This window comes from Thermodesulfobacteriota bacterium (assembly GCA_040756475.1).
In the GTDB taxonomy this organism is placed as follows: Bacteria; Desulfobacterota; Deferrisomatia; order Deferrisomatales; family JACRMM01; genus JBFLZB01.
Map to the genome: position 1 here is coordinate 1 of JBFLZB010000076.1, position 21,494 is coordinate 21,494.

Annotated in this window: 22 protein-coding genes; 12 read left to right on the forward strand and 10 right to left on the reverse strand. The window is 71.3% G+C overall.

Going from position 1 to position 21,494, the window contains the following annotated elements; genetic code table 11:
* Nucleotides 1-221: 221 nt before the first annotated feature.
* The 3 genes from AB1578_12225 to AB1578_12235 all read left to right on the forward strand — a co-directional run bounded on the left by AB1578_12225 (nucleotide 222) and on the right by AB1578_12235 (nucleotide 2,236).
* Complete coding sequence (locus AB1578_12225; protein ID MEW6488663.1) at nucleotides 222-1,388, forward strand: FAD-dependent oxidoreductase; 1,167 nt, start codon at nucleotides 222-224, stop codon at nucleotides 1,386-1,388.
* Nucleotides 1,385-1,609, forward strand: a complete 225-nt coding sequence (locus AB1578_12230) for a rhodanese-like domain-containing protein (GenBank protein ID MEW6488664.1) — start codon at nucleotides 1,385-1,387, stop codon at nucleotides 1,607-1,609. Before AB1578_12225 ends, AB1578_12230 begins: the two co-directional genes overlap by 4 nt.
* Nucleotides 1,610-1,687: 78 nt before the next feature.
* A complete protein-coding gene (locus AB1578_12235) occupies nucleotides 1,688-2,236 on the forward strand; it encodes a ferritin family protein (GenBank protein ID MEW6488665.1) in 549 nt (182 codons plus the stop codon).
* Here the strand turns inward: AB1578_12235 and ispG are convergent.
* Genes ispG through AB1578_12270 form a run of 7 tightly spaced genes read right to left on the reverse strand, consistent with a single transcriptional unit; the run spans nucleotide 2,233 to nucleotide 7,647 of the window.
* Nucleotides 2,233-3,324: a flavodoxin-dependent (E)-4-hydroxy-3-methylbut-2-enyl-diphosphate synthase gene (ispG, locus tag AB1578_12240; protein ID MEW6488666.1), complete on the reverse strand. Its 1,092-nt coding sequence runs from the start codon at nucleotides 3,322-3,324 to the stop codon at nucleotides 2,233-2,235. The genes AB1578_12235 and ispG overlap by 4 nt on opposite strands.
* Before the next feature lie 8 nt (nucleotides 3,325-3,332).
* The gene (locus AB1578_12245; GenBank protein MEW6488667.1) at nucleotides 3,333-3,788 is read right to left on the reverse strand and encodes a multiheme c-type cytochrome; all 456 of its coding nucleotides are present in this window, start codon (nucleotides 3,786-3,788) and stop codon (nucleotides 3,333-3,335) included.
* The gene (locus AB1578_12250; GenBank protein ID MEW6488668.1) at nucleotides 3,785-4,747 is read right to left on the reverse strand and encodes a cytochrome c3 family protein; all 963 of its coding nucleotides are present in this window, start codon (nucleotides 4,745-4,747) and stop codon (nucleotides 3,785-3,787) included. The genes AB1578_12245 and AB1578_12250 overlap by 4 nt, the downstream gene beginning before the upstream one ends.
* Nucleotides 4,744-5,781, reverse strand: coding sequence for a Holliday junction branch migration DNA helicase RuvB (ruvB, locus tag AB1578_12255; protein MEW6488669.1), 1,038 nt, complete (start codon nucleotides 5,779-5,781; stop codon nucleotides 4,744-4,746). Before ruvB ends, AB1578_12250 begins: the two co-directional genes overlap by 4 nt.
* A 6-nt stretch (nucleotides 5,782-5,787) precedes the next feature.
* Complete coding sequence (gene ruvA / locus AB1578_12260; protein ID MEW6488670.1) at nucleotides 5,788-6,381, reverse strand: Holliday junction branch migration protein RuvA; 594 nt, start codon at nucleotides 6,379-6,381, stop codon at nucleotides 5,788-5,790.
* Nucleotides 6,378-6,884 (reverse strand): crossover junction endodeoxyribonuclease RuvC, encoded by a 507-nt coding sequence (gene ruvC, locus AB1578_12265; GenBank protein MEW6488671.1) that lies wholly within the window; start codon nucleotides 6,882-6,884, stop codon nucleotides 6,378-6,380. Before ruvC ends, ruvA begins: the two co-directional genes overlap by 4 nt.
* Nucleotides 6,885-6,891: 7 nt before the next feature.
* Nucleotides 6,892-7,647: a YebC/PmpR family DNA-binding transcriptional regulator gene (locus AB1578_12270; protein ID MEW6488672.1), complete on the reverse strand. Its 756-nt coding sequence runs from the start codon at nucleotides 7,645-7,647 to the stop codon at nucleotides 6,892-6,894.
* A gap of 289 nt (nucleotides 7,648-7,936) precedes the next feature.
* Between AB1578_12270 and AB1578_12275 the strand changes: the two genes are divergently transcribed.
* From AB1578_12275 to murI, 9 genes are all read left to right on the forward strand, one after another.
* Nucleotides 7,937-8,584, forward strand: a complete 648-nt coding sequence (locus AB1578_12275; protein ID MEW6488673.1) for a site-2 protease family protein — start codon at nucleotides 7,937-7,939, stop codon at nucleotides 8,582-8,584.
* A complete protein-coding gene (locus AB1578_12280) occupies nucleotides 8,584-9,411 on the forward strand; it encodes a segregation/condensation protein A (protein ID MEW6488674.1) in 828 nt (275 codons plus the stop codon). Before AB1578_12275 ends, AB1578_12280 begins: the two co-directional genes overlap by 1 nt.
* 97 nt (nucleotides 9,412-9,508) lie before the next feature.
* The gene (gene scpB, locus AB1578_12285; GenBank protein MEW6488675.1) at nucleotides 9,509-10,138 is read left to right on the forward strand and encodes an SMC-Scp complex subunit ScpB; all 630 of its coding nucleotides are present in this window, start codon (nucleotides 9,509-9,511) and stop codon (nucleotides 10,136-10,138) included.
* On the forward strand, nucleotides 10,128-11,012 hold the full coding sequence (locus AB1578_12290; GenBank protein ID MEW6488676.1) for a pseudouridine synthase: 885 nt from the start codon (nucleotides 10,128-10,130) through the stop codon (nucleotides 11,010-11,012). The genes scpB and AB1578_12290 overlap by 11 nt, the downstream gene beginning before the upstream one ends.
* Entirely contained in the window at nucleotides 10,942-12,039 is a 1,098-nt protein-coding gene (pheA, locus tag AB1578_12295; protein MEW6488677.1) for a prephenate dehydratase, read from the forward strand. The genes AB1578_12290 and pheA overlap by 71 nt, the downstream gene beginning before the upstream one ends.
* A 214-nt stretch (nucleotides 12,040-12,253) precedes the next feature.
* Nucleotides 12,254-12,895 carry an outer membrane beta-barrel protein gene (locus tag AB1578_12300; protein ID MEW6488678.1) on the forward strand — a complete coding sequence of 214 codons (642 nt, stop codon included), beginning with the start codon at nucleotides 12,254-12,256 and terminating at the stop codon, nucleotides 12,893-12,895.
* Between the two features lie 12 nt (nucleotides 12,896-12,907).
* Entirely contained in the window at nucleotides 12,908-15,295 is a 2,388-nt protein-coding gene (locus AB1578_12305; GenBank protein ID MEW6488679.1) for a putative Ig domain-containing protein, read from the forward strand.
* Between the two features lie 311 nt (nucleotides 15,296-15,606).
* Nucleotides 15,607-17,625 (forward strand): excinuclease ABC subunit UvrB, encoded by a 2,019-nt coding sequence (gene uvrB, locus AB1578_12310; GenBank protein MEW6488680.1) that lies wholly within the window; start codon nucleotides 15,607-15,609, stop codon nucleotides 17,623-17,625.
* Nucleotides 17,626-17,634: 9 nt separating this feature from the next.
* The gene (gene murI / locus AB1578_12315) at nucleotides 17,635-18,447 is read left to right on the forward strand and encodes a glutamate racemase (GenBank protein ID MEW6488681.1); all 813 of its coding nucleotides are present in this window, start codon (nucleotides 17,635-17,637) and stop codon (nucleotides 18,445-18,447) included.
* A 212-nt stretch (nucleotides 18,448-18,659) separates the two neighbouring features.
* Here murI and AB1578_12320 read toward each other — a convergent pair whose 3' ends face one another.
* The 3 genes from AB1578_12320 to AB1578_12330 all read right to left on the reverse strand — a co-directional run.
* Complete coding sequence (locus tag AB1578_12320; protein MEW6488682.1) at nucleotides 18,660-18,860, reverse strand: toxin-antitoxin system HicB family antitoxin; 201 nt, start codon at nucleotides 18,858-18,860, stop codon at nucleotides 18,660-18,662.
* Nucleotides 18,861-18,896: 36 nt separating this feature from the next.
* A complete protein-coding gene (locus AB1578_12325; protein MEW6488683.1) occupies nucleotides 18,897-19,934 on the reverse strand; it encodes an ABC transporter ATP-binding protein in 1,038 nt (345 codons plus the stop codon).
* A gap of 92 nt (nucleotides 19,935-20,026) precedes the next feature.
* Nucleotides 20,027-21,494 (reverse strand): iron ABC transporter permease (locus tag AB1578_12330; protein ID MEW6488684.1); only part of this gene is annotated, 1,468 nt, incomplete at its 5' end.

A 21,494-nucleotide genomic window follows, 5' to 3' on the forward strand; every position in this document is an offset into this window, starting at 1 on the left:
CCGCACACGGCCGTTACGCCCCCCCGCGCCGATGGTACTGCCCGGGTAACCGGGTGGGAGAGTAGGTCGCCGCCGATCTTGTTGCCAAAGACGCCCCCGCGGAGGTCTCCCCGCCCGGGGGCGTTTTCTCGTCCGGGAACCGGGGAGTTGGGCGCGCGGCCTTGAAATCCTGCCGGGGGGGGGTAGGGTGCCGGTGGCCGGGGGAGGCCGGGGAGGTTGAGGTGAGCGGGTCCGAGGGCAGGAAGAGGATCGTCTTCGTAGGGGGCGGCCATGCGCACCTCTACGGCCTCAAGCGGGCGGGTGAGCTCGTGGCGCGGGGGGCTGAGGTGACGCTGGTGGCCCCGCACCGTCACCACTATTACTCGGGGATGGGGCCGGGACTCCTCTCCGGGCTGTATCGACCCGAGGATGCCCGGGTGGACGTGGAGGCGCTCGCGGCGGCGGGCGGCTGCGCGTTCGTGGAGGACCGGGTGGTCGGCGTGGATGCCGCTGCCCGCGTGCTTCGGCTGGCGGGGGGAGCGGAGCTCTCCTACGATTGGGTGTCCTTCAACACCGGGAGCCGGGTGCCGCTGGAGCGCATTTCCGGCGCGGACGGGGAGGCGATCCCGGTCAAGCCCATCGAGAATATGCTGGAGCTTCGGGCGCGCGTGCTGGCGGGGCGGCGGGGGGAGCCGTTCCGGGTGCTGATCCTGGGGGGAGGGCCGGCCGGCGTGGAGTTGGCAGGCAACCTGTGGCGCCTCGGCCGCGCGGAGGAGGTGCGGGTCGACGTGACCCTGTGGGAGGCCGGGGACCGATTGCTTCCGGCGCTTCCCCGCCGGGCGGCAGACCGCGCCCGCAGATCACTGGAGGGCCGGGGGGTCGCCGTGCGTACCGGGCGGAAGGCGAGGTCCCTGGGGCAGGGAAAGGCTCGGGCGGCGTCGGGGGAGACTCTTTCGTACGACGTGGCGGTGCTCACGGTGGGAATCGTGCCCCACGAGCTCTTCCGGCTCTCGGAGCTGCCGGTGGGCCCCGACGGCGGTCTGCTGGTGGATGCATTCCTCCGGAGCCCCAAGCACCCGGAGGTCTTCGGGGGGGGAGACTGTGTCCGGTTCGGGCCCAAGCCCCTGCCCCGGGTGGGGGTGTACGCGGTGCGGGAGGGGCGGGTCTTGTTTCGAAATATTCGGGCCGCCCTCGAGGGGCGGCCCCTGGAGCCCTTTCGGCCCCAGAAACGCTACCTGCTCATCCTGAATCTCGGGGACGGGACCGGTCTGGCGACCTGGGGCCGATGGACGGCCGGGGGAGCTTGGGCGCTGCGGTGGAAGGACCGTCTCGACCGCTCCTTCATGGGGCGATTCCAGGTTTCCGGCGAGGGGGCGGCGCCGCGAACGCCTGAGGAGAAGGCGCGATGACATTCCTCGACCGGCTGCGGGGCGTCAAGACACTGGAACCAGAGGAGGCCCGCCGGTGGATGGAGGACCGGTCCGAGGGGTCCTACGTTCTTCTCGACGTGCGCCAACCTCGGGAGTATGTGGAAGCGGGACACCTTCCCGGAGCGGTCCTGATCCCTCTACCGGAGCTCCCGGACCGCTTGGCGGAGCTCGACCCGGCCGCGCCGGTCCTGGCGTATTGAAAGTCGGGAGGACGCAGCCGGTCGGCTGCGCGGCTGCTGGCGAGCCACGGCTTCGAGGCATACTCCCTCGCGGGGGGGATGGACGCCTGGCACGGCCTGGTCTCTCGGGCCGGGGTGGCTCAGGGGATGTGGCTCCTGGAGGAAGGGGAGACGCCGGCCGGTGCGCTGGCGCTGGCCTACGGCCTGGAGGAGGGTTCGCGCCGCTTCTACCAGGATCTGGCCGACCGGTCGAGCGATGCCGCCTGCCGGCGCCTGTTCGCGCTCCTGGCGGAGGCCGAGGTCCGCCACGAAGACCGCCTGTGGGAGGCGTACCGGGCCCTCCCGGACGGCACGAGCACGGGCCGGTCTGCCTTCGAGCATGCGGTCGTGCCGCGCGCCCTGGAGGGTGGGCTCACGCCCGATGAGGTCCTGGCGCGGACCGGGACCTTCCCGCTCACGCCGGAAGACGCCCTGGATCTGGCCCTGGCCTTGGAAGCGGACGCCCTGGATCTGTATCTGCGCATGGCCTGGGTGGTTGGGGACGAGGGGGTTCGGGCGGTCTTCCTGCGCACGGCCGAGGAGGAGAAGGCTCACCTGCGGCGCCTGGGGGAGCTTCGCGGGGCACACGGCCTCCCGGAAGCCGGCTAGGGAGACGGAGCCTCGGCCGGTCGGAACTTCTCCTCCTCGGCCGCTACCGCTTCCACCTCGGCCACGAGGGCGTCGGCGATCTCGGCCTCGGGCACCTTGCGCACGACCTCGCCCTTGCGGAACAAGAGACCCACGCCCCTGCCGCAGGCCACCCCCACGTCGGCTTCTCGGGCCTCGCCCGGGCCGTTGACCTCGCAGCCCATGACGGCCACGGTGAGGGGCACGCAGACCCCGGCCAAGCGGCGCTCCACCTCCTCGGCCAGGGCGGCGAGACCGACCCGGGTGCGGCCGCAGGTGGGGCAGGAGATGAGCTCCACCCCTCGCCGGCGCAGGCCCAGCGCCCCCAGGATGCCGTAGGCCACGCCCACCTCGGGCTCGGGGTCGCCCGTGAGGCTCACCCGAACCGTGTCTCCGAGGCCGAGGTAGAAGAGGATTCCCAGGCCCACCGCGCTCTTTACCGCGCCGCGAAGGACCGTGCCCGCTTCGGTGATGCCCACGTGGAAGGGGTAGTCGCAGCGCTCCGCCAGGAGTCGGTAGGCCGCCACGGTCCGGGGGACGTTGGAGTCCTTGAGGCTCACCTTGAGCTCTCGATAGTCCAGGTCCTCCAGGATGCGCACGTGCCCCAGTGCGCTCTCCACCAGGGCCTCGGGGGTGGGGCCGCCGAAGCGTTCCAGCAGGTCCTTCTCCAAACTTCCCGCGTTGACGCCGACCCGAATCGGCACTTTGCGCTCCCGGGCCGCCCGAACGACCTCTTCCACCTTCCAGCGCGCGCCGATGTTGCCCGGGTTGAGGCGCAGGCCGTCGGCGCCGGCTGCCAGGGCCGCCAGGGCCAGGCGATGGTCGAAGTGGATATCGGCCACGAGGGGAAGGCGGGTTCCGGCCCGGATGGTTCCCAGGGCTGCGGCCGACTCCGCGTCGGGCACCGCCACCCGCACGATCTCGCACCCGGCGGCCTCCAGGCGGCGAATCTGTGCCAGGGTGGCGGCAGCGTCCCGGGTGTCGGTGGAGCACATGGACTGGACGCTCACGGGGGCATCCCCGCCCACGGTCACCGCACCCAGGCGCAGGGGCCGGGTCCTGCGCCGCACCGGGGTGCTCACCAGTGGCACCGGGCGCACACCTCCCGGGTGGGGAGCACCATCCCGCGGGCGAGCGAGGTCTCCCGGTCCTTCATGACGTTCCAGGTGAAGTAGTGGCTGCCGGGCCCGTGACACGCCTCGCACTGCACGCCCCGCAGGTCCTCGTCGGCCACGTCGGGCCGGCGGGGCATGCCGTATCCGGTGGAGTGGCAGCGCAGGCAGGCGGGGTTCTCCCGATCCTTCTCGGGCAGGCGCTCCCAGGCGCGGGCGTGGGCCGAGCCCTCCCAGGAATGGAAGACCCGCATCTTGGGGTTGGGACTGCGGCGCGAGTGGCATCCCTGGCACCACTTGACCCCAAGGTACCGGTACACCCCCTCCTGCGCTCCGGACGGGGACGGCAGGCTGAGAAACGCGAGAAGCGCGGCCAGCAGGGCAGCCGATGCGGTGGTCCCGAAGGGCGGCCGGCGCCTCATCGCTCATCCCCTCCGAACTCCGCCTTGTCCTCGTCCCGCACGTAGGTGGCGGTGGCGTGGCAGGCCGGCCCGCAGCTGCCCCCGGTGCTGAAGCTCAGGAACTGGAGCGGCACAGGCTTGGCCCCCGTCAGTCGTACCCACTCCACGATGAGGGCGGTGCGCCGGGCGGTATGCACGTCGTGGCACGCCCCGCAGCCTACCTGCCGCTGCACCACGTGGCGTTCGTGGAGGTTTCGCGTGCGGGTGCGAAAGCCCGTCTCCTCGTACCCCGGGTCCTGGTAGAGATCTGGAAGGTGGCAGCGGTCGCACAGGCCGTAGACGCCCGGGGTGTAGGCGGCGCGGGTCTGGCGCGGGAAGGCACCCCTGAGGCGCTCGCTGGTGAACCGGGGGTCGGGGTGGGTGTAGTGACAGGTGAGGCACTTGCCCCCCCGGGCCGGCTCGTGGACGCGGACGCCCTTCTGCTTGGCTTCGTGGCACTTCTTGCAGTTTCGCGTCCGATCGTCCTTGAGGAAGCGGGAGGTCTCGGACGAGTGGACTCCGTGACAGGAGATGCACACGGTGTTTCGCCCCACGTGGTTGGGGTCGAGGGGGTGGCATGCGATGCAGAGCTGGGGAATCCTGGCCTTGAGGAGGGGCCGCACGTCGCTCGTGTGGACCAGGTGACAGTCGCTGCACCTCCCCGTATCCACGGGCTCGTGCACCACGTCCTGGGCCCCCATGTTCTCGTGGCACTGGTAACAGAGCTCCGGCTCGGGGAGCTGGAGGAACGGCTTGACCCCCTCCCCGTGCAGCGTGTGGCACACGGTGCATTCGTCGTCGGCCACGGGGGCATGGAACCACTGCCCCGCGAAGTGCTGCTTGTGGCCGGGAGGGGGGCCTCCCGCGCCCATTCCCGTGACTGCCGAGGCTGCCAGGAGCCCCACGGCCAGCACCGGGGTCCACGGGCGCGAGGTCCTCAAAAGAGCCTCCCCTGCCCCTGGGCTGGAACCGCGAGCCCCAGGTGCCGGTACGCGGCTTCGGTGGCCATGCGCCCGCGGGCCGTGCGGACCAGGTACCCCTGCTGGATGAGGTAGGGTTCGTACACGTCCTCGATGGTGTCCTTCTGCTCGCTCACCGACGCCGAGAGGGTGTCGATGCCCACCGGCCCCCCCCGGAAGTTCTCGACGATGGTCGAGAGAATGCGCCGGTCCATCCGGTCGAGCCCGGCCCCGTCCACGTCCAGGGCCACCAGGGCCTGGTCGGCGATGGCCCGGTCCACCACGCCACCGTGGCGCACCTCGGCGAAATCCCGCACGCGCCGGAGAAGCCGGTTGGCGATGCGGGGAGTGCCGCGGCTCCGGCGGGCGATCTCCCACGCGCCGTCGTCGGCCAGCCGAACGTCGAGGATTCGGGCGGAGCGCCGCACGATCACCTGGAGCTCTTCGGGCGTGTAGTACTCCAGGCGGCTCACCACCCCGAACCGGTCCCGAAGCGGCGCGGTGAGCAGGCCCGAGCGGGTGGTGGCGCCCACCAGGGTGAAGTGGGGCAGGTCGATCTTGATGGAGCGGGCGCTGGGGCCCTGCCCGATGAGGATGTCGAGCTGGAAGTCCTCCATGGCGGGGTAGAGGACCTCCTCCACCACGGGGCTGAGCCGGTGGATCTCGTCGATGAAGAGGACGTCGCCCTTCTTCAGGTTGGTCAGGATGGCCGCCAGGTCCCCGGGGCGCTCCAGGATGGGCCCGGAGGTGGTCTCGATGTTGACCCCCATCTCGTGGGCGATGATGTAGCCCAGCGTCGTCTTCCCGAGCCCCGGGGGGCCGCTCAGGAGCACGTGGTCCAGGGGCTCGCCCCGACGGCGGGCCGCCTCGATGAAGACCCGCAGGTTTGCCCGCAGGCGCTCCTGGCCCACGTAGTCGTCGAGGCTGGGGGGGCGCAGGAGGTTCCCCGCAAAGACGTCTTCCTCCAGGCGCTCCGGCTCCACCGCACGGATGGGATCGTTGGCGGCCGCGGTCATCACAGGCTACGCGCGCTTCCCCGCCAGGCCCCGCAGGGCCTCGCGCACCAGGTCTTCCAGTGTCATCGCCCCGGCCTTGCGGGCGCTCTCCAGGGCGCGGCGAGCCACCTTGGGGGGGTAGCCCAGGGCCGCGAGCGCTTCCAGAGCCTCGGCGTCGACGCGGCCTTCGGCGGGTTCGGCGGCCGCGGAGGCGAACGCGGGCCCCACCTTGTCGCGCAGCTCCACCACCAGCCGTTCGGCCAACCGCTTTCCGACGCCCGGCACCGAGGTGAGTACGCCCATGTCGGCGTGGGCCAGGGCGGATCGCAGGTTCGGGACGCTCACCCCCGAGAGGACCTTGAGGGCCAGCTTGGGCCCCACCCCCGTGACCCCCTGGAGGAGCCCGAAGAGCTCTTCCTCCTCGGCGGTGGCAAAGCCGTAGAGGCGGATCTCGTCTTCGCGAACCGCGGTGAGGACCCGCAGGCGGCAGTCCCGGCCTACCCCGGGCAGCGCTGCGTAGGTCGAGAGGGGCACGTGGACCCGGTACCCGACGCCCCCCACGTCCACCACGACCTCGCCCGGGGACGAGCGCTCCACGCGGCCGGCGAGGCTCGCGATCACGGCGCGCCCGCCCGCCGGGCCGCATAGGCCTGTACCGTGCGGCGGGTCTGGAGATGGCAGATGGCGACCGCCAGGGCGTCGGAAGCGTCCGTTCCCACGACTTCGGGCAGGGTGAGGAGGCGGCGCACCATGTCCTGTACCTGGCGCTTGTCGGCCCTGCCGTACCCGACCACGGCCGACTTGACCTGCATGGGTGTGTACTCGGCCACCGGTACCTCCGTGAGCTCCGCCGTGAGCAGCACCACTCCCCGGGCATGACCCAGCTTGAGGGCCGACTGGGCGTTTCGGGCGTGGAAGATCCCTTCCACGCTCATCTCCTGGGGCCGATAGGTCTCCAGGACCTCCCGGAGCCCCCGGTAGATGGCAGCCAGCCGCGGGCCCAGGGCGTCGTCGCGGCCCCCGGAGATGGCTCCGTGGGCCACGTGGGCCAGGCGGTTGCCCCGCATCTCCACCACCCCGTAGCCGGTGGTGCGCGACCCGGGGTCGATGCCCAGCACCCGGATCACGGACTCATCCGGCGGCCGCCAGACGTTCCATCTCCGCTTCGTCGATGTCGAAGTTGGCGTACACGTGCTGCACATCGTCGCTGTCTTCCAGCATCTCGATGAGCCGCAGAAGCTGCTCGGCTTCCTTGCCCTCCACCCGCACCGTGGTCTTGGGCACCCTGGTGAGGTCGGCCGAGTGCACGGCGAGCCCCGCCGCGGAAAGCACCTCCCGGACCGCGTGGAGGGCGTCGGGCTCGGTGATCACCTCCCAGACTTCGCCGCCGTCGCTCACGTCCAGGGCCCCCGCCTCCAGGGCCGCCTCCATGATCCGGTCCTCGGGAACGCCTTCCCGGGGCACCTCCAGGTAGCCTCGGGCCTCGAAGAGCCACGAGACGCACCCGTTCTCGCCCAGGTTCCCCTTGTTCTTGCTGAAGGCGTGGCGCACCTCGGCCACCGTGCGGTTGCGGTTGTCGGTGAGCACCTCCACCAGCACCGCCGCGCCCCCGGGTCCGTACCCCTCGTAGGAGGCCTCTTCGTAGGTGTCCGAAGCGCCCTCGCCGGTGCCCTTGCGGATCGCCCGCTCCACGTTGTCCTTGGGCATGTTGACGTCGCGGGCCTTGTCCATGGCGAGGCGCAGCCGAGGGTTCATCTCCGGGTCCCCTCCGCCGAGCTTCGCCGCTACGGTGATCTGTTTGGCCACCTTGGCGAAGGCCTTGCCCCTGCGCGCATCTTCACGGCCCTTTCGGTGCTTGATGTTCGCCCATTTGCTGTGCCCTGCCATGGGGGTGTTTCTCCTGCGATCTGGGGTGTCTTCCGGGGCGTCTCGGGGTTGGCGCTGCTGCGTGAAGGTAGCAGAATCGGCGCGCCGCGGAAAGGTTCTGCCGCTGGGGTCCGGAAAGCCCCTGGTCCGGGGGTGGGGCGAGGCAGCCCCCATCCCCTCTCGCTCCGGCGCGCCCGTCCGTACGGGGGTCTGGAGCACCCCAACGCTTCGGAAGTGCGTGATTTCCTTGACCCTATGCCCTTCCTCTGCTACCGTCCGAGACCAACGCGTGCCCCGGAGACCTCCCCCCATGCCCGAGCTCTGGCCCCTGCTCCGCCAGGTGGTGATCGTCGCGGTTCCCCTGCTCCTGGCATTGACGCTTCATGAGGCGGCTCACGCGTATGCGGCGGACCGGCTCGGGGATCCGACGCCCCGCCGCGCGGGGCGGCTGACGCTGAACCCCCTGGCCCACCTCGACGCGGTGGGGACGCTGGTTTTCGTGCTCACCCGCATGATCGGCTGGGCCAAACCCGTGCCGGTGAACCCCTCGTATTTCCGCAGGCCCCGCCAGGGGATGCTGTGGGTCGCCCTGGCCGGGCCCGCGGCCAACTTGGTGCTGGCGGGGGCGTTTGCCCTTGCGTACCACCTGCTCGCGTCGGCGGTGGGGGCGGGCGTGCGCCTCGGGCTCCCCGTGGACGTCTGGCTCTTCCTGGTCTCCGTGGCCCGGGCCGGAGTGATCGTCAACTTGGGCCTCGCGCTCTTCAACCTCATGCCCATCCCGCCCCTGGACGGGAGCCGCATCCTCGCGGGGGTGCTGCCGGGCGGGGCCGCGGCGGCGGTGTACCGGCTGGAGCGCTACGGGATGGTGCTCCTGCTCCTCGTGGTCTTTTCCGGCGCCCTCGACCGCACCCTCTACCCCGCGCTTCGCGTGGCGGCGCGGGCGTTCCTGGGCGGGTGATGGCCAGCCCTGCCCCGGCGGAGGGCATCCTCTTCGGGGAAGGGCAGACCTACAAGGTGCGTCTCGAGGGGTTCGAGGGGCCGCTGGACCTCTTGTTGCACCTGATTCGCAGGCACCGGTACGACATCTACGACATCCCCATCGCCCGCATCCTCGAAGAGTACCTGGGGGCGCTTGAGGTGATCCGGGAGCTCGACCTGGACCTCGCCGGCGAGTTCCTCGTGATGGCGGCCACCCTGGCGGAGATCAAGTCGCGCATGCTCCTGCCCGTTCCGGAGGAGCCGGCCGAGGAGGAGGGCGAAGACCCCCGGGCGGAGCTCGTGCGCCGGCTCGTGGAGTACGAGCGGATGCGCGAGGCGGCCTTGCAGCTCGGAGACCGCCCCCAGCTCGGCCGCGACGTCTTCGCCCGCACCTGGCGGGCGGCGGAGCTCGACGAGCTCGAGCTCCCCGAGGCCCCCCTGGAGCTCGATCTCTACCAGCTCCTCCTGGCCTTCAAGGGTCTTCTGGAGACGGCCTCCGAGGACTTCGTCCACGAGGTGGTGCGCCAGCGGGTCTCGATCCAGGAGGCCATCCAGGAGGTGCTCGACCGCTTCCAGGGCCTGCCTGCGGGGATGGGCCTGAGCTTTCCGGAGCTCTTCCCCGCGCGGCCCTCCCGGAGCCGGGTGGTGGCCACCTTCCTCGCCCTCCTGGAGCTGGTGCGGCTGCGGGCCATCCGGGTGGTGCAGGCGGTCCCCTTCGGGGAGATCCGCGTGTACGCCGTGCCCGGGGAGGACGGAGAGCCTGTGCAGGAATCTTCGCGAGCAGACCGGACTGCCAGGCGCGCATGAGCGAACGACGAGACATTTTCAGTAGACAGGCGAGGAGTGAGGGAATGCGCAGCGAAGCAATCCGGTCGCGCAGCGAATTGTTTCACGGGCTCTGAGGGTGGACCCGGAGACCCTCGTCCGGGCCGTCGAGGCGCTGCTCTTCGCGTCCCCCGAGCCCCTGCCCCTGTCGCGTCTGGCGGAGGTCTTCGCCCCCGACGGGGTGGAGCCGGACCGGGTGCGGGACGCCCTGGGAGAGCTCGAGGCCCGGTGCGCGGGGCGGGGGGTCGAGCTTCGCGAGGTGGCGGGCGGGTACCAGCTGCGCACCCGCCCCGAGCTGGCGCCCTGGCTCGCGCGCCTCGAGGCGCCCCGGGCGGTTCGCTTCTCCCGGGCGGCCCTGGAGACCCTGGCCATCGTGGCCTACCGCCAGCCCGTGACCCGGGCCGAGCTCGAAGAGGTGCGCGGGGTCGACTGCGGCGGCGTGCTCAAACTGCTCCTCGACCGGGGTCTCGCCCGCATCCTGGGCAAGAAGGACGTGCCCGGCCGGCCGCTCCTCTACGGTACGACCCGGAAGTTCCTGGAGGCCTTTGGCCTGTCGTCTCTCGGGGAGCTGCCCAACCTCAAGGACATCGAGGACCTCCTGGCGGCGCGGGGAGAGGGGCAGGCGGAGCCGGCCGGAGCGCAAGGGCTCCCGGACCCCGCTTGTCACCCAGGCTGTGGATCGTTGGACGGAGAACGCCTTGACACCTGAAAGACTCCAGAAGATCCTGGCCGGCCGCGGCCTGTGCTCCCGGCGGGAGGCCGAGGGGTGGATCGCCGCCGGCCGCGTGCGCGTGAACGGCGAGGTGGTGCGGGAGCTCGGCGCCAAGGCCGACCCCGGGGCCGACCGCATCGAGGTGGACGGGCAGCCCCTCCCCGAGGAGGAGCGGCGGTTCGTGGTCGTTCTCAACAAGCCGGCCGGGTACGTCACCACGGTGCGCGACCCCCACGCCGAGCGCACGGTCATGGAGCTCCTGGGCCGGGTGCGCGGCCGCGTCTACCCGGTGGGGCGGCTGGACCGCGATTCCCGTGGCGTGCTGCTGCTCACCAACGACGGCGAGCTGGCCCACGAGCTCCTCCACCCCAGCCGCCAGGCGGAGAAGGTCTACGAGGTCACGGCCGCCGGCGACCTGGGCGACGAAGCCCTGGCCCGGTTGTCCTCGGGCGTGGAGCTCGAAGACGGCCCGACGGCGCCGGCGCGGGTCTGGGGAGCTCGGCCCACCGCGAGCGGCGTGCGTTTTCGCATGGGGCTCGTGGAGGGCCGCAAGCGCCAGATCCGGCGCATGGTGCAGGCCCTGGGGGGTCACGTGGTGGAGCTGGTTCGGGTGTCGGTGGGCCCGATCACTGCTGACGGGCTGGCCGAGGGCGCCTGGCGCTACCTCAAGCCCGACGAGGTGGAGGCCCTGCGGCGCGGCGATCCGCCCCAGGCGCCCAAGGGTGCCGGGACGAGGCGCGGCGGCAAACGAACGGAGCGTGCCGGCGCAGCCGGTCTGCCCGACAAGAGAAGGGCGTCCGATGGGAAGACCCAGCGATCCAAGGGCACAACTGCAAGAGCTTCGCAGCGCCATCGACCGGGTCGACGCTGAGCTCCTGCGGCTCCTCAACGAGAGGGCCCGGCTGGCCCTGGGCGTGGGGGAGGTCAAGAAGGAACAGGGCGCCGCCTTCTACGCCCCGGGGCGCGAGGAAGACCTGGTGCGCCGCCTCGAGGAGGCAAACACGGGCCCCTTCCCCAGCGCGGCCATCCGGCCCGTGTGGAAGGAGATCATCTCCGCTTCCCTCTCCCTGGAGCATCCCCTCAGCGTCGCCTACCTGGGTCCGCCGGCCACCTTCACCCACCAGGCGTGCCTCAAACAGTTCGGGCTCTCCGCCCAGTACCGCCCGGTGCGCACCATCGCCGAGGTCTTCGACGTGGTGGAGAAGGGCAAGGCGCCCTACGGGGTCATCCCCATCGAAAACACCACCGAGGGGGTGGTGAGCTACACCCTCGACATGTTCCTCAACTCGGAGCTCAAGATCGTGGCCGAGGTCATGCTCCGGGTGACCCACAACCTGCTCAGCCAGAGCGGCCGGCGCGAGGACGTGGGCCGCATCTACTCCCACCCCCAGGCCCTGGCCCAGTGCCGCCGGTGGCTCGAGGAGAACTTCCCCGACACCCCGGTCCTCGACGCCTCCTCCACGGCCCAGGCGGCCAAGATCGCCGCCGAGGACCCCCAGGCCGCCGCCGTGGCCGGGGAGCTGGCGGGGAACCTCTACGGCCTGCGCCCCGTGGAGGCCCGCATCGAGGATCACCCCAACAACTACACCCGGTTCCTCGTGGTGGGCCGCGAGATCCCCGACCGGAGCGGCCGGGACAAGACCTCCGTGCTGTTTGCCGTGCGCGACGAGGCGGGCGCCCTCTACCGCATGCTCCAGGCCTTCTACGACAACGGCGTGAACCTCACCAAGATCGAGTCGCGCCCCATGAAGCAGAAGGCCTGGGAGTACGTCTTCTTCGTGGACTGCGACGGCCACGTGGCCGACCCCGAGGTGGGCCGCGCCCTGGATGACCTGCGCGCCCGCTGCCTGTTCGTCAAGGTGCTGGGGTCCTACCCGAAGGCCCAGTTGCCGGCGTGAGGGAGGCGGCGGCACGGCAGGACTGCGCGATCCTTCGCGGCGGCGCGGCCCCGCTTGACCCGTGCCTTTACGCCGTGATATCGAACGGCGGTCGCTTCGTGGGACCGGTCGGAGCACAGGGCGGCTCCGAAGGGGCGCCCCGCCGGGGCGACCGGCAGATCTCGCAACAAGGTCCATGGATCCAACCCGCGGAGTGGGCGAGGAGGCGGAACGGATGCGTCGAGCTCGAGGATGGAAAGGGGGAGCGGGGGCGGCCTGGATGATGCTCGCCGCACTGGCCGTTTGGTCCACACCCGCCGCGGCGGAGAACTGGAACCGCACGATCGGCGGCGGGGGCGACTTCTACCAGGCCCTGAACCTGAACGTCCTCGGGGGGTTGCGCATCCTCGACGATTCCGACTGGGCCCCCGTGGACGAGCAGCGCCAGGTGGGGCTGGAGCTCGACTACACGGCCGAGGGCTGGCTGTGGGGGCTAGGCCTGGTGGGCACGCTCTGGCGGTCCTCAGACGAGGAGTCCTCTGCCGGGGTGAAGGTGGAGAGCACCACCTGGGAGTTCCAGGCGGGCCTGCGCAAGATCTGGTACCCCCGCAGGCTGCCGCGCCTCTACCTCAACGGCGGCGGGTCCTACGCGCGGGTCGAGGCGGACCTGACCCGGGGCGGAGCTACTGGAACCGAAAAGGATTCCGGATTCGGCGGCTGGGCGGGGGGCGGCCTCTACTGGACCTTCTGGGACTGGCTCAACCTCGGGATCGACGCCCGGTACAGCCTGGTGAACGTGGATCTCGGGGCAAAGAGCGCCAACGCCGGAGGCCTCCAGGTGAGCGCCCTGGTGGGCTGGCACTGGTACGAGTGGTAGGGGAGAGCCGTGATGCGCAGCTTCGTTCGCAGGGGAATCGGGTTGGGTGCTCTGCTCGGCGCGGTCCTGGGCCTGGGTGCATGCGGGGACACGGACGTGGGGAGCCTCTGGGGCGGCGGCAACCGCGCGCCCACGGTGGCCGCCGTCGCCGCACAGACGGTGGCGGAGGGACAAACGCTCTCGATTCCCGTCAGCGCAGCGGACCCCGACGGGGATGCGATCACCCTCTCGGCCCCGAACCTTCCGGCCTTCTGTACTCTCACCGACAACGGGAACGGCGCGGGCGCCATCGCCTGTACCCCGGGGTTCGGCGACGCCGGTACCTATCCGAATCTCAGCGTGCAGGCCAGTGACGGGACGACGACGGGAAGCGCGGGGTTCACGCTGACGGTCGACGTGGGCAACCGTCCCCCCGTCCTCGAAGTGGTAGGGGACCAGGTCGTTGACGAGGGGCAGGTCCTCGAGATCGCGGTTGTCGCGTCGGATGCGGACGGCGACGACCTCGTCCTCGAGGCCGTGAACCTCCCCGAGTTCTGCGTGTTCACCGACAACGGCGACGGCACGGGCCGGGTCGCCTGCGCCCCCGATTTCGAACACGCGGGGGAGTACCCGGGCATCGCCGTGGAAGCCAGTGACGGGACGTCGACGGTCAGCACCACGTTCGTGCTCACGGTAAACGACGTAAACCGCCCCCCCGAGCTCGAACCGATTGCAGACCAGGTCGTGGAGGAGGGGCGGACCCTGGCGATCCCTTTGAACGCAGTGGATCCCGATGGGAACACGCTCACGCTCACTGCGGGGAACCTGCCCGGGTTTTGCAGCCTGACCGACAACGGGGACGGCACGGGGGCGATCGCCTGTGACCCGATCGTCGGGGATGCCGGCGACTACCCGGACATCGCCGTGGAGGCGAGTGACGGGACGGCTGCGGGAAGCGCGACGTTCGCGTTGGCCGTGACCGCGGCGAACAACCCTCCGACCGTGGCGGCCATCGCGAACCAGACGAGGGGCGAGGGCGAGGTCTTCCAGATCCCGGTGAGCGCTTCGGATCCCGACGGGGATACCCTCACTCTCTCGGCGCCGAACCTCCCCCTCTTCTGTACCCTCAGCGACAACGGCAACGGCTCCGGGGTCGTCGCCTGCGCCCCGGACTTCACCCACGCCGGCAACTACGAGATCACCGTGACCGCGAGCGACGGCGCCGCGGAGGCGAGCATCTCCTTCACCCTCACCGTGGAGGAGCGCGCGCCTCCCGTAGCGAACGCGGGGCCGGACCAGGACGTGGACGAGGAGGCCCTCGTCGTCCTCGACGGCTCGGCCAGCGCCGACCCCGACGGGACCATCGCGTCCTACGCGTGGGTCCAGACCTTGGGGCCGGCGGTGGGGCTCATCGGGGACAATACGCAGAACCCGTCCTTCGAGGCGCCGGGGGTGGGGGCGGCCGGGGAGCTCCTCGAGTTCGCGCTCACCGTTACAGACGACCACGGGCTGCCCGCGACCGACACAGTCGTGGTGCGGGTAGCGGACGTCACCGGGACGGTGTGGAACGAGCGGACTTCCCCGGTTTCTCTGCTGCTGAAGCGCGTGGCCTGGTCCGGCAGCCGCTTCGTGGCATTGAGCGCGCTGGCGGGAACGGTGGCGACCTCCGCCGACGCGCGGACCTGGGAGGCGACCCTTACCGGAGCGGCGGTTCCCCTGGAAGATGTGGTCTGGTCGCCGGACTTGGGGCTCTTGGTGGCCGTCGGCTGGCCGGTGGGGGGCAACGCGCCCGTCTTGACCTCGCTGGACGGCCTCGTCTGGACCCTTCGAGACTCCGGCGTGACCTCGACCCTGGACGCCGTGGCGTGGAGCGGGGCGCAGTTCGTGGCCGTTGGCCAGGGCAATGCGATCCGGTCCGCCGACGGCCTCACCTGGACCTCGGCTCCCACCGGGATCGCCGACCAGCTCACGGGGATCACCTGGACCGGCACGCATTTCGTGGCGGTCGGCGGCAGAAACAACCCCGCCATCGCCAGCTCGGTCGACGGGGTTGCGTGGACGAACGTGACTCCCGTCGCCCTGGCGACCCCCCTCTGGGACGTAGCCTGGAACGGAACGACCCTAGTTGCGGTGGGCTCTGCCGGAGAGATCTGGACCTCTACGGACGCGAGCGGGGCGGACTGGGTCCAGACCGTGTCCGGCCTTCCGGCGACGCTCCACGGCGTGACGTGGACGGGCTCGCGGTTCCTCGCGGTTGGCGATCTGGGGCTGATAAGGGAATCGCCAGACGGGCAGACCTGGACCGCGCTCGACCCGGGGACCACGGAACAGCTCATCGACGTGCTCGAGACCCCGACGCGCATCCTGGTCGTTGGCGGGCGAGCCGCGCCCGACACCTCGGTCATCCTGACTTCTCCGTAGGAAAGACCTTCCGGCGGTGCAGCGGCAGGGGGGCAGGGCCCCGGCCCTTGTCGTAGTCTGCCACGGGCGCAACCGTCCGGCCGCTCTCTCTCCGAAGGACAACGAGAAGCGAGTGTAGGAGCCTGCTCCCCCAGGCGACTTGCCGCGCTAGCGGCAGGGAGAAGGGTCGGCCTTCGGCCGACATAGCCAGCAGGAGGCGGCTCCTACAGAGGAACCCGACCGGATCCGCGCTCGACCGGTTACGCCCGTTTGCCACCGCCCCCTCGCTTCCCCGTTGAGGCCCGGGCCCGAGTAGCCTAGCATCTCCCCCCATGGGTTCCTTCCGCCTCGTCACCGATTTCGTCCCCAGCGGCGACCAGCCCCAGGCCATCGACGCCCTGACTCGGGGCATCGAGGAGGGGCGCGCGCACCAGGTGCTCCTGGGGGTGACGGGGTCGGGGAAGACCTTTACCGTGGCCAACGTGGTGGCGCGCACCCAGCGGCCCACCCTGGTGCTCGCCCCCAACAAGACCCTGGCGGCCCAGCTCTTTGCCGAGTTCAAGGGGCTCTTCCCCCAGAACGCGGTCGAGTACTTCGTCAGCTACTACGACTACTACCAGCCCGAGGCCTACCTCCCCCAGCAGGACCTCTACATCGAGAAGGACTCCTCCATCAACGACCGCATCGACCGGCTGCGCCACGCGGCGACCCACGCGCTGCTCACCCGGCGCGACGTGCTGATCGTGGCGAGCGTGTCGTGCATCTACGGGCTGGGGGACCCGGAGGCCTACCGGGAGATGATCCTCTACCTGGAAGAGGGTCTCACGGTGGACCGGGACGCGGTGCTCCGCAAGCTCGTGGACCTCCAGTACCAGCGTAACGACCTGGATTTCCACCGGGGCACCTTCCGGGTGCGGGGCGACGTGGTGGAGATCTTCCCGGCCTACGAGGACGAGCACGCCATCCGGGTGGAGCTCTTCGGCGACGAGGTGGAGCAGATCTCGCTTGTCGATCCCCTGCGGGGCCGGCGCCTGGGGAGGATGAAGAGCGTGCTGGTGCCCCCCGCCTCCCACTACGTGACCCCCAAGGAGACCCTGGACCGGGCCATCGGGACGATCCAGGTGGAGCTGGGGGAGCGTCTGGCCGGGCTCAAGGCCCAGGGCAGGCTCGTGGAGGCCCAGCGGCTGGAGCAGCGTACCCTCTTCGACATAGAGATGCTGGAAGAAATGGGCTTTTGCACCGGCATCGAGAACTACTCCCGCCACCTAACGGGGCGGGCCCCGGGGGAACCCCCGCCCACGCTGCTGGATTACTTCCCCGAGGACTTCCTCCTGGTGGTGGACGAGAGCCACGTGACGCTGCCCCAGGTGGGGGGCATGTACCGGGGGGACCGCTCCCGCAAGGAGACCCTGGTGGAGTTCGGCTTCCGGCTCCCCTCGGCGCTCGACAACCGGCCCCTTCGCTTCGACGAGTTCGAGAAGCGGGTAACCCAGGCCCTCTACGTCTCGGCCACCCCGTCGCGCTACGAGTTGGAGAAGGCCGGGGGCGAGATCGTGGAGCAGATCATCCGGCCCACCGGGCTGGTGGACCCGCACATGGAGATCCGCCCGGCGCGCACCCAGGTGGACGACCTCCTGGAGGAGATCCGCGCCACCGCCGAGCGGGGCGAGCGGGTGCTCGTGACCACGCTCACCAAGCGCATGGCCGAAGACCTGACCCGGTACTACGCCGAGCTCGGGGTGAAGACCTGCTACCTCCACTCCGACATCGACACCCTGGAGCGGGTGAAGATCATCCGCGAGCTCCGGCAGGGCACCCACGACGTGCTCATCGGGATCAACCTGCTGCGCGAGGGGCTCGACATCCCCGAGGTCTCCCTCATGGCCATCCTCGACGCAGATAAGGAGGGGTTTCTGCGCAGCGAGACGAGCCTCATCCAGACTTCCGGACGGGCGGCCCGCAACCTGGGGGGCAGGGTGATCCTGTACGCGGACCAGGTCACGGGCTCGATCCGGCGGGCGGTGGACGAGTGTGGCCGCCGGCGCGAGATCCAGCTCGCCTACAACCGGGAGCACGGCATCACCCCCGAGTCGGTGAAGAAGCGCATCGACGACGTCCTCTCCTCGGTCTACGAGATGGACTACGTCACCGTCCCCCTGGCGGCCGAGGAGGAAGCCCCCTTCCGCACGCCGGCCGAGGCCGAGCGGGAGATCGAGCGCCTGCGCCGGAAGATGCTGGAAGCGGCGTCTTCCCTGGAGTTCGAGGAGGCCGCCCGACTCCGCGACGAGATCAAGGCCCTCCAGGAGTGGGAGATGAAGCTCTTCCCCGACGCCGCGCCCGGGGCGGGGTAGGGCGACGCCGTGCCGTCTCGCCCCGTGGCCGTGTTCGACTCGGGAGTCGGAGGCCTCTCGGTCCTCCGGGAGGTGCACCGCCTCTTGCCCGGGGAGGATCTCCTCTACCTGGCGGACCAGGCCCACGTGCCCTACGGCCCCCGGGCCCCGGAAGAGGTGCGCGGGCTCTGCGAGGGGGCGGCCCGGTTCCTTCTGGCCCAGGGCGCCAAGCTCGTGGTGGTGGCCTGCAACACCGCCTGCGCCGCGGCCCTGCACCACCTGCGCGAGACCTTCCCCTGCGTGCCCTTCGTGGGCATGGAGCCCGCGGTGAAGCCCGCCGCCCGGGCGAGCCGCTCCGGTGTCATCGGGGTGCTCGCCACCCCCGGCACCCTCCAGGGCCGGCCCTTCTGCAGCGTGGTGGAGCGGTTCGCCCAGGGGGTGCGGGTGCTCACCCGGACCTGCCCCGGCCTCGTGGAGGCGGTGGAGGCGGGCGAGACGGGAGGGCCCCGTCTCCGGGCCCTGGTGGAGGAGGCCGTGGCGCCGCTCCTGGCCGAAGGCATCGACGCCCTGGTCATGGGGTGCACCCACTACCCCCTCGCCCTTGCCGCGATCCGCGAGGTGTGCGGCCCCGGCGTGGAGCTCGTGGACCCCGCCCCCGCCGTGGCCCGGCAGGTGCGCCGCCGGCTCGAGGAGCTCGGGCTCCGCCGGGACGCCGAGGCCGGGGGGCGGACGAGCTTTGCCACCACCGGCGACCGGGAGCGCCTCGCGGCCCAGTTGCGCGCGCTGTGGAGTCCCTTGGAGGAGGTGCGGGGGGTGCGGTGGCGGGGTGGGGAGGTGGGGTAGTCGCGTGGGGCGGGATCCTGGAGCGCCCCCGCAGGCTGCTTTTTCAGCAGTCTGCGGGGGCATGCTAGCGAAGAGGCGCCCCGGGGGCAACGGCTCTGGGCAGCCAGGATCCACCACCTGGGTGGCAAGCGGGGTCCGGGAGCCCTTGCGCTCCGCCCCGTAATCCGCGGTGTTCGGAGGCAGCGTAGCCGAGGGAGCCGGCGCGCCGAGCCTCACCGCTTTCGGCCTCGCTGCTGGCGGTTCGGTCGAGGCGGCACGGGGCTGCGCTCCAGGACTCCCGGACCCCGCCCCAGAGATTGGGTGGTGGATCCTGGGCAGCACCGGCTCCCCCCCGCCTTGTTCGCCGCCAGGTGGACCCGCCGGTGGTCCTCGGCGGCGAGGCGGACCACGAACCGGCCGAAGTACTTCCGCACGGTTCGACTCCAGCGGCTTCCAGGCACGGGAAGCGGTCACACCGGAAACGCCACGAGCTCGTCCACGGCCACCTTGAGGCCCAGGCGGCGGCCCACCGGGTGGTCGTGGTGGCTGGGGGCGAGGCACAGCACCTCGGCCCCGCTGGGGAGCCGCAAGGTGTAGAGGAACTCGGCTCCGCGGAAGGCCTTCGCGACAACCTCGGCGAAGGCGGGGCCCGCGTCGTCGTGGAGGAGGTCGTCGGGGCGGAAGAGGACCTCCACCTTGCACCCGGGTCCGCAGCCGGGCGGCACGTGCCCGTGGATCGTCCCGAGCTCGGTGGCCACGTTTCCCCCTTCCCCCACGGTGCCCGGGAGCATCGTCCCCTCCCCGATGAAGTCGGCCACGAAGCGGTCCGCCGGGCGGTGGTAGAGGCCGTAGCCCGTATCCCACTGGCACAGCCTCCCGGCGTGGAGCACCCCGATCTCGTCGGCCATGGCGAACGCCTCGAACTGGTGGTGGGTCACCAGGAGCGCCGTGAGGCCGTCTTTGTTGAGAATCTCCCGCACCTCCCGCGCGAGCTTGTCCCGGAGCTCCACGTCCAGGCTCGAGAAGGGCTCGTCGAGCAGCAGGAGGTCCGGGCGCGGGGCCATGGCCCGGGCTAGGGCCACCCGCTGCTGCTGGCCTCCGGAGAGCTGGTGGGGGTAGGCGTCCCCCCGCTCCTCCAGCCCCACCAGGGACAGGAGGTCCTCCACCCGGCGGCTCCGGGCGGGGCGGTGGAGGGACCGCAGGCCAAACGCCACGTTCCTTGCCACAGTGAGGTGGGGGAAGAGGGCGAGGTCCTGGAAGACCATGCCCACCCGCCGCCGCTCCGGCCGTACCAGGAGGTCCGGCCGGCTCACGGCACGGCCGTGGAGGAGGATCTCGCCCCCCTGGAGGGGCTCGAACCCGGCGATGGCCCGAAGGAGGGTGGTCTTGCCGCAGCCGCTCGGGCCGAGCAGGCACCCGATGGCGCCGGCCCGCAGGCCCAGGCTCACGCCCCGGACCACGGGGGGACCCCCGTAGGAGACGACGGCGTCGCGCACTTCGAGCAGCATGGGAAGCTCCTCGCGAGGCGCAGCCTCGCGTTGAGGGCTGTCAGCGGTCGGCTCCCCGGTGGGGGGCGAGGGGCACGGCGCCCGGGGGGGCGTCACGTCACCCCCGCTGCCGGGCTCTCCCCCGGCCGGCTCTTTCGGATCGACCGGCTGATGAGGATCACGGGGAGGAGGCCGGTCAGCACGATGGCGAGGGCCGCGGCGGCCGACTCGGCCAGGAGCTCGTCGGAGGCGAGCTCGAAGGCGCGCACCGCGAGCGTGTTGAAGTTGAAGGGGCGCAGGATCAGGGTGGCCGGGAGCTCCTTGAGCACGTCCACGAAGACCAGGAGCAGGGCGGTGAGGAGGCTCCCCCGCAGGAGCGGCAGGTGTACCCGCCCGAGCACCGCGGCGGGCGAGAGCCCCAGGGATCGGGCTGCGTCGTCCATGGAGGGGCGCACCTTGCCGAGGCCGGCGTCCACGGTGTGGAGCGAGACCGCCAGGAACCGCACCACGTAGGCGAAGACCACCGCCGCCAGGGTGCCGCTCAAGAGGAGCCCCGTCGAGATCCCGAAGGCGCCGCGCATCCAGGCGTCGACCGCGTGGTCGACCCACGCGAAGGGGATGATCACGCCCACGGCGATCACGAGGCCGGGTACGGCGTACCCCATCCCTGCCGCCTGCACGGAGGCTGCCACGGCCCGGGAGGGGCGCAGGCGCTTCCCGTAGGCGAGGAAGACGGCGAGCGCCAGGGTGAGGACAGCCGCGCCGGCCGCGAGGGCCAGGCTGTTTCGCGCGAGCTGCAGGAACGCCCCGTCCACCGTGTGGCGCCAGGTGCGAAACGCCCACACCCCGAGCTGGCCCGCGGGGAGGAGGAAGCCGAAGAACACCGGCAGGGCGCACGCGCCGAAGGCCGCCGCCGCCCGCCACCCCCCCAGAAGGTAGCCCGCCCCGGCTTGCTGTCGCTGGCCCGCGTGGTGGTAGCGGGCCCGGCGCCGGGAGAGGCGCTCCAGAACGACGAGGGCGAGCACGAAGGCCATCAGGAGGGCAGCGAGCTGGGCCGCGGCAGCCCGCTCCCCCAACCCGAACCAGGTGCGGAAGATCCCGGTGGTGAAGGTGTTGACGCCGAAGTACTGCACCGTACCGAAGTCGGCCAGGGCCTCCATGAGGGCGAGGGAGAGGCCCGCGGCGATGGCGGGGCGCGCCAGGGGCAGGGCCACCGCGAAGAACGACCGCCAGGGGCCGCAGCCCAGGGTGCGGCTGGCCTCGAGGGCGGCCACTGACTGCTCCTGGAATGCCGTCCGCGACAGGAGGTACACGTAGGGGTAGAGCACCAGGGCGAGCATGGCGACGGCGCCCCCCAGGGATCGCACCGGGGGGAACCAGTAGTCCCCATACCCCCACCCGAACCACCCCCGCAGGGCCGACTGCACCGGCCCGGCGAAGTCCAGGAGCCCCGTGTAGGTGTAGGCGATGATGTAGGCGGGCATCGCCATGGGGAGCAGGAGCGCCCACTGGAACACCCGCTGGCCCGGAAACCGGCACACCGTCGCGAGCCAGGCCGTACCCACCCCCAGCAGGAGCGTG

Coding starts and splice junctions, on each gene's coding strand:
- AB1578_12230 (MEW6488664.1), top strand. CDS start 1,385: ATGACATTCCTCGACCGGCTGCGGGGCGTCAAGACACTGGAACCAGAG.
- AB1578_12235 (MEW6488665.1), top strand. CDS start 1,688: ATGGACGCCTGGCACGGCCTGGTCTCTCGGGCCGGGGTGGCTCAGGGG.
- AB1578_12245 (MEW6488667.1), bottom strand. CDS start 3,788: ATGAGGCGCCGGCCGCCCTTCGGGACCACCGCATCGGCTGCCCTGCTG.
- ruvB (MEW6488669.1), bottom strand. CDS start 5,781: ATGACCGCGGCCGCCAACGATCCCATCCGTGCGGTGGAGCCGGAGCGC.
- AB1578_12270 (MEW6488672.1), bottom strand. CDS start 7,647: ATGGCAGGGCACAGCAAATGGGCGAACATCAAGCACCGAAAGGGCCGT.
- AB1578_12275 (MEW6488673.1), top strand. CDS start 7,937: ATGCCCGAGCTCTGGCCCCTGCTCCGCCAGGTGGTGATCGTCGCGGTT.
- AB1578_12280 (MEW6488674.1), top strand. CDS start 8,584: ATGGCCAGCCCTGCCCCGGCGGAGGGCATCCTCTTCGGGGAAGGGCAG.
- pheA (MEW6488677.1), top strand. CDS start 10,942: ATGGGAAGACCCAGCGATCCAAGGGCACAACTGCAAGAGCTTCGCAGC.
- AB1578_12300 (MEW6488678.1), top strand. CDS start 12,254: ATGCGTCGAGCTCGAGGATGGAAAGGGGGAGCGGGGGCGGCCTGGATG.
- AB1578_12305 (MEW6488679.1), top strand. CDS start 12,908: ATGCGCAGCTTCGTTCGCAGGGGAATCGGGTTGGGTGCTCTGCTCGGC.
- uvrB (MEW6488680.1), top strand. CDS start 15,607: ATGGGTTCCTTCCGCCTCGTCACCGATTTCGTCCCCAGCGGCGACCAG.
- AB1578_12325 (MEW6488683.1), bottom strand. CDS start 19,934: ATGCTGCTCGAAGTGCGCGACGCCGTCGTCTCCTACGGGGGTCCCCCC.